This is a genomic window from Mesorhizobium sp. WSM4836 (genome assembly GCF_055811815.1).
Genome location: NZ_JBVVQF010000077.1, coordinates 1 through 1,184, shown reverse-complemented (window position 1 = coordinate 1,184; position 1,184 = coordinate 1). Strand labels below are relative to the sequence as shown.

The 1,184-nt window shown below is 60.7% G+C and carries 2 protein-coding genes; one reads left to right on the top strand and one right to left on the bottom strand.

Annotated elements, in window-relative coordinates:
• Positions 1-20: 20 nt before the first annotated feature.
• Positions 21-833, top strand: a complete 813-nt coding sequence (locus AC0L2P_RS32130) for a TIM barrel protein (protein ID WP_473507236.1) — start codon at positions 21-23, stop codon at positions 831-833.
• 14 nt (positions 834-847) lie between these two features.
• Here AC0L2P_RS32130 and AC0L2P_RS32125 read toward each other — a convergent pair.
• Positions 848-1,184, bottom strand: a 337-nt coding sequence (locus AC0L2P_RS32125; RefSeq protein ID WP_473507235.1) for a type 2 periplasmic-binding domain-containing protein, incomplete at its 5' end; no start/stop codon positions are given.

Sequence of the window (1,184 nt, the reverse complement as noted above, 5' to 3'; positions counted from 1 at the left end):
CATAGAAGGAAAGCCAAGCCATGCGCCAAGCAGCGCCCCGCTTTGCACTCGACCACATGGCGACGCCCGGACTTGACGTCAGGGCACTTTTCGCTTTTGCCCGTGACCAGGGCCTGACCGATGTCCAGATCCGCAGCCAACCGCGCAGCAATGCTATTGCACGCGGCATGCCGGCGGCGGACGTCCGGACTGCCGCCGCCGAAGCAGGCGTTGGGATTATTTCCATCAATGCCTTGCAGCGCTTCAATGAGTGGACACCCGCCCGCAAGACCGAGGCGAGCAAGCTCGCCGATTATGCGGCGGCCTGCGGAGCCAAGACGCTCATGCTGATGCCTGTCAACGACGGCTCCTGGCCCGCAAATGGCGAGCGCCGGGGCGATCTCCGCGTCGCCTTGAAGGCGCTCAAGCCGATCCTCCAGTCTCGCGGCCTGATCGGTCTCATTGAGCCGCTGGGCTTCCAGACCTGCTCGCTTCGATCGAAGAACGAAACGGCTAAGGCCATTGCCGCTATTGATGGCCAGTCGGTCTTCCGCCTCGTGCACGACACGTTCCACCACACGCTGGCCGGGGAGACGTTCTTCTCCTGCGACCTGACCGGTCTCGTGCACATTTCAAGAGTGAACGATCCAATCCACTGGATTCACCCGGATCGCGTCCTAGTCGGTTCCGACAATGGCAGCCAGATCCGGGCGCTGCTTGATGGCGGCTATGCAGGCCCATTCTCATTCGCGCCGTTTGTCGACGCAGCCCACCCGCTGGTCGATTTCGCAGGCGCACATGCCGCGAGCATCGATCTAATCCGGCAAGGGCTATTGACGCGAATGGCGGCGTGAGACGCGGGAGTAAATTAGGGGTGGCTGACACGGCTTTTGGCGTCCCGCGGAGAAGTCATTCGAGACGCCTCCTGTAACAATACCTCTCGCATCCAGATGCTTGCCGGATCACTGTTGTGAAGGGCGGGCCATTGGACGGCCTCGGTGAATGCAGGAAGCGGCAGCGGAAGTTCGACGATCCGCAGGGGCAAGGTTTTTTCGAAATATTTAACCAGCCGGAAGGGCATGGTCGCTATACGAGCTGTGCCTGAGACCATCGGCGGGATCATGCTAACAGCCTGCACGACGATCTCGACACGTCTCCTTAGACCATGCTCAAGCAAAAACTGTTCCTCGATGGAGGGCTTCAGC